This window comes from Bradyrhizobium quebecense (genome assembly GCF_013373795.3).
Classification (GTDB): domain Bacteria; phylum Pseudomonadota; class Alphaproteobacteria; order Rhizobiales; family Xanthobacteraceae; genus Bradyrhizobium; species Bradyrhizobium quebecense.
In genome coordinates, this window is sequence record NZ_CP088022.1 from 4438372 (window position 1) to 4451471 (window position 13100).

The window sequence follows — 13100 nt, forward strand, 5'->3', positions numbered from 1 at the left end:
CCTCTGTCACGCCGCGGCGAACCACGACGGTCGCTGCTGCTTCGGTGTCATTTCGTCGCTCGTCCTCCGCTCGGGGCTATAGGAACACAGGCCTCCAAGTCAGAGTTATCCGCGTTGTTGTAAGGAGTTCTGCGGTGGTCACCACGATGATCTCTGCAAAGGATCTAGAGCTGATTGCCCTTCGAGAGCTTCGAAGCGTTCCCGGGGGCGAATACATCGCCCATGTGGAAGTTGATCCCATAAGTGACGAGTGGCGTCTCAACGTGAGCGCGCGGGACGGCGCCGATCTCGACCGCATACAGGAGGCAATCAAAACAACGACGAACAGGCTCAAGCAACGATACGTCCTGCGGACTGATTGGTGAGGCGCCGGTCGTCATGGGCCGACATCCTCCCCGTGGATGACACCGGTTAGCCGCTCGTCCCGCTGGCCAGAGGGGGTCCGCACGAAGGCGAGCGCTACGGCGAGGAGGAAATCCTCTGCTCGGCGCGGTTCTCCCGCCATAGCCGGCGCCCATTGACCAAGTCGTTGTAGGCGGGTGCAGGCTGCCCGATAGTTCTAGCGGCTTCCCACCCTCGCGGATCGGCGCGATCATTGGGAATGGGATCCAAGTCTCGCGAGTACATGTTCGGGTCGACGGTCAGGCATCTGGCCGAGCATGCTGCCGATGCTCGACGGGATGCCGACATATTGGCCTGCCAGGCGTGGAACGCCCGCATGCTCGCCTTCCGGGGCCGGCCCAGCCGTCCCCGGCGCTCGGCGACGCGCTCAACGCCGCCTGCCGATACCTCGAGGTGAAGTGCCTCGGCTGCGAGACCCACCAGACGGTCGCGCTGGATGTCGTCCGGCGGCCGAAGTGGACGCCGATCCACGAACTCGAGCGCTACATGCGGTGCAAGGGCTGCTCCCGCCAGCAGGGCCAGTCGTATAAGCGCAGTCATCTCGTGGCACTCCGGACCACAAAGATCTCCGTCATGAACCCGCCGTCGACCTGGTGGCCTGCGGAGCGGTAGAGCCGATGAAAAACTGACCTAGTCGCCAAACCGAACAAACCCGCCGAAGTCCGGCAGGTTTGAATGCGACTGCGCAACATTCTCGATCCTATGTCTGGCCGATGGCATGAACCGTGCTCGGGACTTGCTGCCGGGAATTTCAGTGTCCCGGTTCAGGAATAAACTGTCGCCTGGTGTGTGATTCTGAGACCAGCGGCCCGACAAATTGGGAGGTATCATTGAACAACACCCTACCTCTACACGCCAGATTCATTGTTCGAAGAGGAAGCACCGACTGGATGGTTTACGATCGAGAACTTAAGGGACCGGCGCAGTTGGAAAAAGGTGGCCGTTTCGCCGAGAAACTGACGATGGAACAGGCCGAACACATCAAGCAGGCGCTCACGAATTCCCTCATTATGCAGGCGGGAGCGCGTTCGGTCTCTCAGCCACCGACGTCTACGGGTAAGCCTCGGCCGTGAAAGCCGTAATCGACCATCACATCGGTGCTCGCAAACCGCGAGATGAAAGCCACTCGGTCATCTGGGAGGCGTTGTCCGCCTGCCGCGCCTTGCGCAGGAGTCGTTCGCGCTCGATGCCCGGTGGAGTTCCTCTTGCCTCTTTGCGCCGGCGCTGCGCTTCTTCGTTCAAGCGTTGATAAAGCGACGTGGAATGTTTGACAGGATGCCGTTGCTGCATGACGCACTTCCTTGCTTCGTGGAAGGCGGGAGCATGATGCTCTCAGTCACCGGTAAATTGCCAAGCGGCCGAGCGGTGATATTCAATATGTAGCTACCCAACCTCTATCAAAACAGACCACCGCGCCGAATATTCGCGGCGGTGTCGGTTTGCGGACCGGGGCCAAAAAGCGGAGTGTGGCAGGATCACTGGCTTGTAGCTGGCCACCGTCGGCGCATACTTTCTTGATGACCGAGCAGCTACCAGCTTTCATGGCTTGCAAAAATCCCGGCACTGGCTGGAGGATCGATATTCTATGGCCCGATGGCGAAACGGAAGTTATCAAGGGCTTTGTTACGGAGCACGACGCGACCAAGTGGATTTCTGAGCACTCGACGACGTGGCAAGAAAATCCGGACCAACCGCGCTAGACAATTGACCCACCATTGGTGATCGCCACCCATAGGCGACCGATTCCTAGCGGCTTCTCTCCGCATGCGATCGGCGCCATCATCCGGCCATGCACCAGCGTCGATCCACGAAATGGTCCGGCCGCATCCTCCTGACCACAGGATGGGCGGAGATTGCGATGGGCCTCATTCGATGAGAAGTACCAAGTCATCTGATCCGGATCCATCCGCAGAACGTCACAAGATAAGAACTGGATCATCGTGTTGGAGGCGGGCACAGTTGTCTGGCCCTCGCCTGAAAGGCCTCGTGTTTCCCGAGCGACGCAAGATCGAAAATTGTAAGAAGATACGATGCCTCGCTCCGAGCCGAGCACTTCCTCGTTGTGGAAGGATACGACCCGCGAATTCATGCTGTATATTTTTGTCTTCAACTTTACAAATATGATTCAGAAGAAACGTGTGCCTCTACAAGGCGAGGAGATAGGCAGGCTGATCGCCAATGCCCTTGAGAGCCGAATTGTAGACCGCGACCACGGTACGGCCCAGTAGAGAAGCTGCTACGTTCTTGCTCCAGATCAATCCAAACCTACCCTGGAAGGATAACATAACATTGATCAACCTTGGAAAGGAGATCAATTATGTCACGTAAAACCTTTATCGCTATTGCCGCATCTGCCATCATTGGAATGGGCTGTCTCGCGATGGTTTCAACAGACGCGTTGGCGCGCGGTGGTCACCGTGGCGCGGGCGGCGTTCACCATGGCGCTGGCGTTGGTCACCATGGTGTTGGCGTTGGCGCCCGTGGCGTTGGCGTACGGCCTGGAGTGGCCGTAGGCGTCGGAGCTGCTGCCGTTCGCTGCGGATACGCGCCCTACCCACCGTGCTACTAACGCTATGGCAGAACCCGATCCCCGTTAAAGGGGACCGGGCTGCTGCTGGTATGCGGTATTAGTCGCGATTGAGAGTTTGGCATCATCTCCTAGATCAATGCTTATCAGACCTGGGCGGGGTGAAGGAGCCACGAATGCCCTTGGCGAGATATTTTCTCGTTGTCGGCGCAGTGCTGCTCGTGCTGCTGTTCATTTCCAATGCATATCTTGCAAGGTCGCAAGTCACGGCAGGCGCAGATAGCAAACCTTTCATCATCCGCATTCATTCCGATCGGAAATGGCCGGAGCGCATTGTTTACGATACCAGCGCCCCGAAAATCATTCCTCCGCAACTCGCGAGTACAGAGGGCAGCATCGTCGCCACGCCTTCGCTCATCGACGTTCCCGCCAGAGCCAAGGAGCGGGATGCAATGGCGCAGCTGCGGCCGCCCGATGCCATCCAGCTACGACCGTCCGCATCAAGAATGCAAGAGTCAAAGCAACAGCGCTTTCGCAAAGTTGCAAAGAAACGTGCGTGGCCACCCGCATTGCAGGTCGCGCGGCAATGGAGATTTGGGTGGTTCGGAAATGGCGTCTGGTAAGCCAACCTGGTCGACGCCTGTGAGACATTAGAGCTACATATCGATGGAAATTGGCTGCGCAGAAGGGCCGTAGCCCTGTGACCATTCGTCGGAAGCCGCTCGCATCGGCCTACTTCAGACGTATCGTGACTCCGCCCACGGCAGCCGATATCTTAGCGCCCACCTCCGGGCCGCTGAGTTCAGGATCACGTCATTGGCGTTCTGCAACTTGAATGCCGCAAGCGCGCCGCCCGCACAGGGCAGGAGCCCTCGATCGAGGCCGGGTCCTCTGAGATTGATGGCGCCGATCGTGAAACCGACGCTTATGCCTGACAGCGTAAACGGGCATCGCTTGTCGCGAAGGACGAGCACGCCCTCATCGCCGCCGACTCCAGCGATGAATCCACCCTTGTTGAAGATCACGCCGACTTGGCCGGTTTCGGCACGCGATGGCGTGCTGAAGCCAGCTACGCGTCCGAACATCTTGGCTACGAGACCATCTATCGAGATTCAGCCAAAGCCGCATTGAAACTGCTTGAGGCCGGCAAGGATCGATCTCGTCTTCAGCGATATCGTGATGCCGGGGACCATCGACGGCGCCGGGCTGGCGAGAGAAATTCGCTCGCGGTATCCCAAATTGCCGGTAGCGCTTACGACGACTATAGTGATGCTGCAGGCAGCTCTGCCAAACCTGAAAATATTGCGCAAGCCGTGCGATATCGAGGCACTCAGAGGCTTCATCATATTGCGTCTCCGAGATCAACGAGAACATCCGGTGTGCCTCTGGCGTCAAGCACGATCGACGCCTCGCACGGAAGTTGATCGGACGTTCTCGGCAGGCCGGTGTCCACCCCTTCTCGGCTCCGGACGATGTCCCTGAGATCATGTGGGTCGTATCGTCGCCGATATCTTGATGCTAGGCTCGACAACGGCAGGGTGCACCTGCTCCCTGCTTCACACTGGACGGGAGGACGACATGCCTGAGAGCGTCTACAAGGTCATTGAGCTGATCGGTACCAGCAACGACTCCTGGGAAAAGGCCGCCACCAATGCGGTCGAGCAAGCTGCAAAATCTCTGCGAGATCTCCGCGTTGCCGAGGTCGTCAAACTCGATATGCAACTGGATGAAAAGGGAAAAGTAGAAGCCTATCGCGCCAAGCTCAACGTATCGTTCAAGTTCGAGGGCACCTGAGCCTCACCACCTCGCCCCGCTTGCGGGGCGAGGTTTGGCTCGTTGGAGAAAGATGTCAGGCGCGGTCGCCGGATTTTCATACCTTTGTTCAGACCAGATGGCTTGGAGACGCGCTCGACCACGGCAGGGAGACAGAATGCCCAGCCGCCTCGCGCGCCAGGCTTTTCCCTGGAGAGCGGCGGCGTAAGTGCTCCACTCGTTCGTCTCCTTCGTGCGACTCAAACCCTGAACCGCGCAGACAATGGCGCGCCGCCCAAGAGAGCATATTGCGATCCATGGATCCTGATTGCCTCGTTGTCTTAGATTTCCACGGTGTTAGTCTTTCGAAAAACGCCCAAGGGAGGGAGCCATGGCAGATCGATCGACACAACCACCGACTTGGGACCCCCTCGTCATCGCAGGCCAATTGCACGCGATAGCGAAGCAGAGCCAATCGCTCATGCAGCGCTTTGCCGCGAGCCAGACCGACGCCACCAGGATCGGCATGGGAGACACCTCGACGGTCGGATTCGACTTCATCGACCTCATGACGAACATGATGTCCGACCCTACCCCGGCCACGAAGGCCCAGATCGACCTCTTCAACGAGAGCGTTGCGCTTTGGCAGAAGACCGCAGAGCGCATGTGGACAATGCGTCCTTTCGAACCTGAAAAGCCGACGGACAAGCGATTCAAACACCCGGATTGGACCGAGAATGCGGTTTTCAATTACGTCAAGGAGAGCTATCTCGTCGCCGCCAAGTCGATCCTTTCGACCGTCAGGGACGTCAAGGGCATGGATGAAAGCTCGGCTCGCAAGGTCGATTTCTACACACGTCAGTTCGTCGACGCCATTTCTCCCTCGAACTTCGTCGCAACCAACCCTGAGGTCCTCAAGGCCACGCTGGATACCGGGGGACAGAACCTGCTCCGCGGGCTAGAGAACCTGCTTTCCGATCTTGATCGCGGCGACGGCCGCCTGTCGATCACGATGACCGATATGAAGGCTTTCCGGCTCGGCGAAAACATCGCGACGACGCCGGGAAAGGTCGTCTTCCAGAACAACCTGATGCAGCTGATCCAGTACACTCCCTCGACGGCCGACGTTCGGAAGCGGCCGCTCCTCATCATTCCGCCGTGGATCAACAAGTTCTACGTTCTCGACCTTCAGCCGAAGAACTCGCTGATCAAGTGGGCGGTCGACCAGGGCCATACCGTATTCGTGATCTCATGGATCAATCCGGACGAGAAACTCGCCGGAAAGGGCTTCGAAGACTACATGCTCGAAGGTCCCGTGGCGGCTTTGGATCCGATCCAGAGAGCCACTGGCGAGCGGCAGGTCAACGCGGTCGGCTACTGCCTGGGTGGCACCCTGCTCGCCTCGACGGCTGCCTACCTTGCGGCGAATGATGACGACCGCATCGCAAGCGCGACCTATTTCGTGACGCTGGTGGATTTCTCCGAGGTCGGCGACATGGCCGTCTTTATCGACAAGGAGCAACTCGCCTCCCTGGAATGGCGCATGCGCGAGCGCGGATATCTCGAAGCCCATGACATGGCAACGTCGTTCAACATGTTGCGTGCGAACGACCTGATCTGGTCGTTCGTCGTCAACAACTATCTGCTCGGCAAGGAGCACCTTCCATTCGACCTGCTGTTCTGGAATTCGGACTCGACGCGGATGCCGGCAGCCATGCACTCGTTCTACTTAAGGAAGATGTATCTCGAAAATCTTCTGGCCAAGCCTGGTGGCATTGTGCTCGCTGGCACGCCGATCGACCTGTCCAGGATCAAGATCCCGACCTTCATCCTGTCGACGCGCGAGGACCATATCGCACCTTGGAAATCAACCTACGCGGCCACGCGGCTGTACTCGGGTCCAGTCAAATTCGTATTGTCGGCATCAGGCCACATGGCGGGTGTCATCAGCGCGCCGGGAAGCAAGTATGGCCACTGGACCAATGACGAGTTGCCGGCCGATCCCGACCAATGGTTCTCCGACGCAACCAGCCATCAGGGCTCCTGGTGGCCTGTCTGGGACGCCTGGATGACCCGCCTGGATGATGTGCGGGTTCCGGCGCGCCGGCCCGGCGGGGGCAACCTGCCCGTAATCGAGGACGCCCCGGGCGGTTATGTGCGCGTCAGAGCCGTCGCGTAACGACAGAAGCCAGTCCACCCGTCACGGCGAAGCTAAATATAAGAGGGGCTCAAGCAGACCCGGAAACCCTAGGTGCGATGCGCAAGCGCGCACCGCTATCAAGCGTGAGTCCAGCCCGAACTGGCATCGTTGAGCCAGCGCCGGGTTGCGTCGTCGGACCAGCCGGGGACCGCGTACTGCCCGTGCGGAGCCGCGTCTTGGGCGGGAGGAACGAACACATGCGGCGCATGGAAGCGTCCGGGCTTGGCTCGATGAACGGACGCCGCGTTGGCGGACCCGCAGATAGCAATAGAAGGAACCACCGTCAGGGACAAAGGCAAGGCGGCACGCATCGCACTTCGCCTGATCACGTTGCGCACTGTCATGACTCGACCATGCTGCTATGGATCCGCCCCGAGCGACTGGCCGCCAAACTTGGATGGATCGTTGTAGCTGGAACGTCGTGGTACCGAACCGGCGGCTGACACAGCGCGTAGGCCGGGCCCGCAAAGGCGGCGAAGCTCGAGGCCACGCCGGCAGGACGACGCGATGACGCGCGCGAGAATGATGCACTGTCGCCGCATCGGCGGATGCATTCATGTTATTCGGCGCACGGTTTGACCCCGGATCGCCGCCGAACGTTGACCCCGCCAACCTCGCCAAATCCCTTGAACCATCACCGGAATGTTCTTCCCGTGTGGGGTCAATGTTGGAAGCCGATGGGGCGCATTGCCTCATCCAGAATGTTACTGGACAACTTCTCGCCGATGACTGGGTCGGCGCCACCGAATCGGTTCGGTGGCCTCTATGGCGGGAAAGATCAGCATGGGCGCGCGGCGCGAAGTGGTGTCGGCGGTGATGGAGCGTTACCGATCGGCCGGACGGGCGGAGAAGGGACGCATCCTCGACGCGCTATGCGCGACGACAGGCTGGCATCGCAAGCATGCGGTGCGTGCACTTCGGCCACGCGCGACGGTTGGGCCGCGCAAGGTCGAGGCGCCGCGAGAGCGCAAGCGTAGATATGGCGCGACGGTCAAGGACGCGATGACGGCGCTGTGGGAGGCGTCGGATCGGGTGTGCGGCAAGCGGCTCAAGGTGATGATCCCGACCTTGCTGCCAGCTCTCGAGCAACATGGCCGATTGCAGCTTGGGCAGGCGGACCGTGATCGTGTTCTGGCGATCAGTGCCGCTACCATTGACCGCCTGCTCGTCGATGTGAAGCTCGTGGCGAGCGGCGGCAGGCGGCGCCGTGCCGGCTTCTATTCGGCAATCCGGCGCGAGGTCCCGATCCGCACGTTCAATGACTGGAACAGCCCGGTGCCCGGCTTCTGCGAGGTCGACATGGTCGCCCATGGCGGCACGTCGGTGGCTGGCTCGTTCATCCAAACCCTGACGATGGTCGATGTCGCCACCGGCTGGACGGAGTGCCTGCCGTTGCTGACGCGGGAAGGTTCGCTGGTCGTCGAGGCGATCAACAGCGCACAGAGCCTGTTCCCCTGGCTGTTGCGCGGCGTGGACTTCGACAACGACAGCGCCTTCATGAACGATGTCGTCGTGCCATGGTGTCGCGAACAGAAGCTCGAAGTCACTCGCTCGCGCGCCTACAAGAAGAACGATCAGGCGTTCGTCGAACAGAAGAATGGTGCCGTCGTCCGCCGCCTCATGGGCTATGGCCGCTTCGATGGCGTCGAGACGGTGCGTGTGATGGGCCGCCTCTATGCGGCGGCACGGCTCTACGTCAACTTCTTCCAGCCGTCGTTCAAGCTGAAGGAGAAGCGTCGCGAAGGGGCTAAAGTGATCAAGCGCTATCATCCCCCGTCGACGCCCTATGAGCGTGCATTGGCGCATCCCAAGGTGACCGCGGCCGTGAAGAAACGGCTACGCGATCAGTATCGCTCGCTCGATCCGGTCGCGCTGTTGGCGGAGATTCGCGTAACCCAAGAGGAACTCGGCAATCGCGTCGATCGTCGTGCCGGACAGGCGCGCGGCCTGCAACCCGCTCACACTAGCACCCTGCCAGCGACCGCGGCGACGTTCGCGAAGACGCTCGGCAAGACGGTGACGGTCGGCGAGCCGCGTGCCACGCACCGGCGAACTCGTCGGCCCTATAAGACCAGAGTTCGCATGCCGTCCAAGCTCGACCCGCATATTGCTGCGATCGAAGGTTGGCTCGCAGAGCAGCCGCAGCTGACGGCGCTCGCAATTGTCGGCCGGCTGAGCGAGAAATACCCCGAGGAGTTCGGGAAGAGACAGCATTCGATTGTGCAGCGTCTGCTGAGGGCGCTCAGACGGAGGGCTGCCGAACAGTTGGTCGCCCAGGGTCCGTTCGGCGACGCCACGACCGCTGCCCCATTGCCCGGGGTTGTGGACGGCTCGGGCTATTTAGGGCCCGACCCGCCCACAGCCCCTCTCGTCGAGCAAGCCGGGAAAGTCACCTGGCGCGGCCGATCAATCGACATCGGATCGTCATCGGCAATGGCGCCATCAGGGTAACGTTCGCAGATGCGGCAATACGGGGGTCAAAGTTCGGCGCCTATTTACAACCGCCTTCAGCGTCGCCGCGTCGACCGCACCAGTAATCCGCATCCGAGCTCCGGCAGCAAACTCGATCTCGATCGCCTCGCCGGCCGGCTCTACTGGACCAGGCGTCGCCCCCGGTTCCGGTACCTGTATCGCCGGTATGACGCTCGTGCGCTGATCGGCGGCATCCGGCGGCTCGGGACGAGACGCTCGCCGCCATCGCAGCAGCAACGAGCGCGAAACGCCATATCGCCGCGCCGTCGCCGCGACCTGGCGCGGCCTGTAAGCTCTCCAGGACGATCTCGAGCTTCTCGTCCTCGGGCCGGCGCCGTTCTTATGCTCCTCGAGCTTGAGGGACTAAGTCTCGTCGCACAGGACAGTCTTTGAGGGCACGTTGCGCACGGTCGCATCGTGGTAGGCCGCACAAGCTCGCCAGCGTCAACCAGCGGCTTCGGAATCGTGCTGAAAAGAACGTTTGTCGCATGCGAGCGTCTAAATGGCTCCGAAAGGCGTCTGAACGTTCGCGCTCTGTGCCTGATGAGCGGAGCGCTAGATGCTTGATTCTCTGGAGGGATTCATGGTGGGCGCACCAGGGCTCGAACCTGGGACCCGCTGATTAAGAGTCAGCTGCTCTACCAACTGAGCTATGCGCCCGGAACTTGTCCGGAAATGACCCTCGCAAGAGAGGCCGTCGTTTAGCAAAGCGATTCCGCGATGTCCAGCAAGCTGGCGCAACTTTTCCCGACTTTCTGACAGCCGAAAAGCCGCCGGATTCCGGCGGCCTTTCATAGGCTTGGCGAGGATGCCGGCGGCTGGCTGTCAGAGCCGGCCGGAGCGTTCCTGATCCGGACCGTCATCGCGGTCGAAATGATGGTCGCGGCCGCCGCGCTCCCAGCGATCCATGCCGCGCTCGAGGCGATGGCGGCGCCAGCCCTCGGCGCCGAAACCGCGCCCTTCCATGTGGGTGAGCATGGTCAGCCGCCGCTTCTGGTTGTCGTCGAGCGTCTTGTAGAGCGGATCGGCGGCATCGGCGATCTTCTTCAGCGACGTCGCGGTCGCGGCCATGTTGTCGGCGCGCTCGCGCAGACGCGCGACCGGATCATCCGGCTTGTCGGCCTTGTCCGCATCGGTCTTCTCCGCGGCCATCCGCGCATTGGCGCGATCGAGCCGCATCTTGGCGAAGTCGCGCACCGCGGTTTCGACCGGCGGCCACAGCTTCTCCTGATCGGCGGTCAGCTTGAGCCCGGCGTGCACCGCGGCAATGCGCGCGTCGAGGAAGGCGGCCCGATCCTCGGGGCTCATCCGCATCTGGCCATGGAACCACGGGCGATGCTGGGCATAGACCGCGGTCGAACCGGCAATCGTGAGCGCCGCGATACCGGCGAGCAGAACTTTCTTCATCCAAACCTCCTTTGAAGGTTGCCTGAGAATGATACCGCCTGCTGCGGCCTTCAACTTACGGATTGGACAGAGAGACCTTTCTTGCCAAGATGTAATCCGCTTCATTGCCCGCCAGAAACATCCAAAGCGCGAGGTCGCGCTTTGGTTTTCTGATTGTTTGCGCATGATCTCGTCGGAAAACCGCTTCACACTTTTCCGGATCATGCGCTGGCTAGATCATTCCCAACAGCCGCGGCAGCCACAGCGAGATCTCCGGCACGTAGGTGATCAGGCCGAGGAACACCAGCATCGCGCATAGCCACGGCAGGACCGAGATCGTGATCTCGCTGATGCCCATCTTGGCGATGCTGCTCGCGATGTAGAGATTGAGCCCGACCGGCGGATGGCACAGCCCGACCTCGGTGTTGACGATCATCAGGATGCCGAGATGCACCGGATGCACGCCGAGCTTGGTCGCCAGCGGAAACAGGATCGGCGCCATGATCAGGAGGATCGACGACGGGTCCATCACGTTGCCGGCGAGCAGCAGGATGACGTTGACGACGAGCAGGAACATCCAGACCGAGAAGTTCTTGTCGATGATCCAGGCCGCCATCTCCTGCGGGATCTGCTCATGCGTCATCAGGAACGAGAACAGCACCGCGTTGGTGATGATGTAGAGCAGCATCGAGCTCATGCTCGCCGCCTGCAGCAGCACCTTCGGCACCTCGGAGAGCTTCAGCTCCTTGTAGACGAACACGGTGATGAAGAAGGCATACGTGGCGGCGACCGCGGCCGCTTCGGTCGGCGTGAAGATGCCGCCATAGATGCCGCCGAGCACGATCGCGATCAGCGACAGGCCCCAGATGCTTTCGCGGAACGCCGTGAACTGCTGGCCGATGGTCGCGCGCGGCATCTTCGGATAGCCGTTGCGCCGCGCCACGAAGAAGGTCACCGCGGCCAGCATCAGCGCAAGCAGCACGCCCGGCACGATGCCGGCCATGAACAGCGCGCCGATCGAGGTGTTGGTGGAGACGCCGTAGAGCACCAGGATGATCGAGGGCGGCACCAGGATGCCGAGCGCGCCCGAGGTCGAGATCACGCCGACGCCGAAACGCTTCGGATAGCCGTGATCGACCATCGCCGGCATCATGATCGAGCCGATCGCAACCACGGTGGCGACGCTCGAGCCCGAGATCGCCGCGAACATCGCGCAGGCCGCGACGCCAGCTAGCCCAAGGCCGCCGGGCAGATGCCCGACCAGCGAGGTCGTGAACGCGATCATGCGCCGCGCGACGCCGCCGCGGGTCAGGAACGTGCCTGCCAGGATGAAGAACGGGATCGCCATGATGCCGAAATTGTCGAGGCCCGAAAACAGCTTCAGGCCGACGCTCTCGATCGGCACCTCGGTCATGGTGAACAGGAAGGTGAGCACGGTCAGGCCGAGCGAGATCGAGATCGGCATGCCCGTCAGCATCAGGGCAAACAGCAGTCCGAAGATAAGTGCGGCGCTCATCACGCTTCTCCAAGCGCGACGGGCGCGGTCTTGCTGGTCTCGACGCCATCGACATGGGAGGCGTCATGGTGCGGCAGCTCGTCGGTCCACCAGTAATTCCAGCACACCTGCAGGAAGCGGAAGCACATCAGGTAGGAGCCGAGCGGGATGCAGGCGTAGACGATCCAGCTCGGGATCTCGAGGTCGGGCGAGACCTGATCGGTGTGCATCAGCTCGAACACGAACTTGGCGCCCATGGTGCCGACGATCGCGGTGAACAGCGCGCCGCCGAGCAGGCCGAAGCTGATGGTGCGCTTGCGCCAGGCGTCATTGAGGCGATTGATCAGCACGTCGACGCCGACATGGATGCCGGTGCGCACGCCATAGGCGGCACCGAACTTCGCCATCCAGATGAACATGTAGATGCACAGTTCCTGCGACCATGCGAGATTGATGCCGAACAGATACGGATAGAGCACCGGCACATCGACCAGGAAGCGGTGCACGACCGTGACGAAGGTCAGAAGCGTCGCAGCGCCCATCAGGCTCGCGATGATGATTTCCTCGAGCCGGTCCAGAATTTTCAGCAGCATTGATCTCCCCTGTCATGGCCTGATGCGGCAACCGGCCACGGCACCCAGGCTGCGGCCTCACGCGGCCGCGGCATTCGTTAGATTTGCGAGACAGCTCTCGGTTGAGAGGCCCGTCCACACACTCAGTCCACCTCTCCCGCCTGCGGGGGAGGTCGCATTGCATCGAATATGCAATGCGGGTGGGCGCTCTCTCCACAACGCGACTCGCGGAGAGAGCCCCCACCCCAACCCTCCCCCGCAAGCCGGAGAGGGAGCGCACCGCCTGTTCGGCGG

11 protein-coding genes, 1 tRNA gene and 3 pseudogenes are annotated in these 13100 nt (G+C 61.2%); 7 read left to right on the forward strand and 8 right to left on the reverse strand.

Features of this window, described 5'->3' with window-relative positions; genetic code table 11:
* Window positions 1-134 precede the first annotated feature (134 nt).
* Window positions 135-365, forward strand: a complete 231-nt coding sequence (locus HU230_RS21560; protein WP_176529948.1) for a hypothetical protein — start codon at window positions 135-137, stop codon at window positions 363-365.
* Between the two features lie 236 nt (window positions 366-601).
* Window positions 602-1014 (forward strand): annotated as a pseudogene (locus tag HU230_RS21565) (hypothetical protein).
* A gap of 477 nt (window positions 1015-1491) precedes the next feature.
* Here HU230_RS21565 and HU230_RS21570 read toward each other — a convergent pair.
* Entirely contained in the window at window positions 1492-1692 is a 201-nt protein-coding gene (locus HU230_RS21570; RefSeq protein ID WP_176529947.1) for a hypothetical protein, read from the reverse strand.
* A gap of 797 nt (window positions 1693-2489) precedes the next feature.
* Here HU230_RS21570 and HU230_RS21575 point away from each other — a divergent pair.
* Together HU230_RS21575 and HU230_RS21580 are read left to right on the forward strand one after the other, a co-directional pair.
* The gene (locus HU230_RS21575; protein WP_176529946.1) at window positions 2490-2630 is read left to right on the forward strand and encodes a hypothetical protein; all 141 of its coding nucleotides are present in this window, start codon (window positions 2490-2492) and stop codon (window positions 2628-2630) included.
* A 475-nt stretch (window positions 2631-3105) separates the two neighbouring features.
* Window positions 3106-3552, forward strand: coding sequence for a hypothetical protein (locus HU230_RS21580; protein ID WP_176529945.1), 447 nt, complete (start codon window positions 3106-3108; stop codon window positions 3550-3552).
* A 109-nt stretch (window positions 3553-3661) separates the two neighbouring features.
* Here the strand turns inward: HU230_RS21580 and HU230_RS21585 are convergent.
* Together HU230_RS21585 and HU230_RS21590 are read right to left on the reverse strand one after the other, a co-directional pair.
* Window positions 3662-4014, reverse strand: a pseudogene (locus tag HU230_RS21585) (hypothetical protein).
* Window positions 4015-4041: 27 nt separating this feature from the next.
* On the reverse strand, window positions 4042-4275 hold the full coding sequence (locus tag HU230_RS21590) for a hypothetical protein (protein ID WP_207831609.1): 234 nt from the start codon (window positions 4273-4275) through the stop codon (window positions 4042-4044).
* A gap of 232 nt (window positions 4276-4507) precedes the next feature.
* On the opposite strand from HU230_RS21590, the gene HU230_RS21595 reads away from it, so the two are divergent.
* From HU230_RS21595 to HU230_RS21605, 3 genes are all read left to right on the forward strand, one after another.
* Window positions 4508-4723 (forward strand): dodecin family protein, encoded by a 216-nt coding sequence (locus HU230_RS21595; protein ID WP_092126770.1) that lies wholly within the window; start codon window positions 4508-4510, stop codon window positions 4721-4723.
* 349 nt (window positions 4724-5072) lie between these two features.
* On the forward strand, window positions 5073-6860 hold the full coding sequence (locus HU230_RS21600; RefSeq protein WP_176529944.1) for a PHA/PHB synthase family protein: 1788 nt from the start codon (window positions 5073-5075) through the stop codon (window positions 6858-6860).
* A 786-nt stretch (window positions 6861-7646) separates the two neighbouring features.
* Window positions 7647-9332, forward strand: coding sequence for an integrase catalytic domain-containing protein (locus tag HU230_RS21605; RefSeq protein WP_176529943.1), 1686 nt, complete (start codon window positions 7647-7649; stop codon window positions 9330-9332).
* Between the two features lie 390 nt (window positions 9333-9722).
* Here the strand turns inward: HU230_RS21605 and HU230_RS44380 are convergent.
* From HU230_RS44380 to HU230_RS21625, 5 genes and pseudogenes are all read right to left on the reverse strand, one after another.
* Window positions 9723-9814 (reverse strand): annotated as a pseudogene (locus HU230_RS44380) (IS1 family transposase); the annotation flags it as partial.
* Between the two features lie 123 nt (window positions 9815-9937).
* A tRNA-Lys gene (locus HU230_RS21610) sits at window positions 9938-10013 on the reverse strand.
* 165 nt (window positions 10014-10178) lie between these two features.
* The gene (locus HU230_RS21615) at window positions 10179-10760 is read right to left on the reverse strand and encodes a Spy/CpxP family protein refolding chaperone (RefSeq protein ID WP_176529942.1); all 582 of its coding nucleotides are present in this window, start codon (window positions 10758-10760) and stop codon (window positions 10179-10181) included.
* Between the two features lie 211 nt (window positions 10761-10971).
* Window positions 10972-12255: a TRAP transporter large permease gene (locus HU230_RS21620; protein ID WP_176529941.1), complete on the reverse strand. Its 1284-nt coding sequence runs from the start codon at window positions 12253-12255 to the stop codon at window positions 10972-10974.
* A complete protein-coding gene (locus tag HU230_RS21625) occupies window positions 12255-12827 on the reverse strand; it encodes a TRAP transporter small permease (RefSeq protein ID WP_092115779.1) in 573 nt (190 codons plus the stop codon). The genes HU230_RS21620 and HU230_RS21625 overlap by 1 nt, the downstream gene beginning before the upstream one ends.
* Between the last annotated feature and the right edge of the window lie 273 nt (window positions 12828-13100).

What these genes read in the sequence shown, in the direction of transcription:
- HU230_RS21620 (WP_176529941.1), bottom strand. Translation starts at nt 12,255, where the DNA reads ATGAGCGCCGCACTTATCTTCGGACTGCTGTTTGCCCTGATGCTGACG.
- HU230_RS21570 (WP_176529947.1), bottom strand. Translation starts at nt 1,692, where the DNA reads ATGCAGCAACGGCATCCTGTCAAACATTCCACGTCGCTTTATCAACGC.
- HU230_RS21605 (WP_176529943.1), top strand. Translation starts at nt 7,647, where the DNA reads ATGGCGGGAAAGATCAGCATGGGCGCGCGGCGCGAAGTGGTGTCGGCG.
- HU230_RS21615 (WP_176529942.1), bottom strand. Translation starts at nt 10,760, where the DNA reads ATGAAGAAAGTTCTGCTCGCCGGTATCGCGGCGCTCACGATTGCCGGT.
- HU230_RS21600 (WP_176529944.1), top strand. Translation starts at nt 5,073, where the DNA reads ATGGCAGATCGATCGACACAACCACCGACTTGGGACCCCCTCGTCATC.
- HU230_RS21595 (WP_092126770.1), top strand. Translation starts at nt 4,508, where the DNA reads ATGCCTGAGAGCGTCTACAAGGTCATTGAGCTGATCGGTACCAGCAAC.
- HU230_RS21590 (WP_207831609.1), bottom strand. Translation starts at nt 4,275, where the DNA reads ATGATGAAGCCTCTGAGTGCCTCGATATCGCACGGCTTGCGCAATATT.
- HU230_RS21625 (WP_092115779.1), bottom strand. Translation starts at nt 12,827, where the DNA reads ATGCTGCTGAAAATTCTGGACCGGCTCGAGGAAATCATCATCGCGAGC.
- HU230_RS21580 (WP_176529945.1), top strand. Translation starts at nt 3,106, where the DNA reads ATGCCCTTGGCGAGATATTTTCTCGTTGTCGGCGCAGTGCTGCTCGTG.
- HU230_RS21575 (WP_176529946.1), top strand. Translation starts at nt 2,490, where the DNA reads ATGCTGTATATTTTTGTCTTCAACTTTACAAATATGATTCAGAAGAAA.